At 56.4% G+C, this 307-nt stretch carries 1 rRNA gene; it reads right to left on the bottom strand.

The features are described 5' to 3' along the window. Positions 1-307: ribosomal RNA gene (locus AC0LWF_RS27960) — 16S ribosomal RNA — on the bottom strand; the annotation flags it as partial.

Raw genomic sequence — 307 nt, 5'->3', positions numbered from 1 at the left:
CTACTGCTGCCTCCCGTAGGAGTCTGGGCCGTGTCTCAGTCCCAGTGTGGCCGATCACCCTCTCAGGTCGGCTATGCATCGTCGCCTTGGTGAGCCGTTACCCCACCAACTAGCTAATGCACCGCAGGCCCATCTGTAAGCGACAGCTTGCGCCGTCTTTCCCAACTCAGCCATGCAGCTGAATTGTTTATCCGGTATTAGCATCCGTTTCCGAATGTTATCCCGATCTTACAGGCAGGTTGCCTACGTGTTACTCACCCGTCCGCCGCTAAGCTATCCCCGAAGGAATAACTCCGCTCGACTTGCA

This window comes from Paenibacillus sp. sgz302114, from assembly GCF_056120345.1.
The sequence above is the reverse complement of the archived record's forward strand: the minus strand, read 5'-3'. Positions and strand labels throughout refer to the sequence as shown.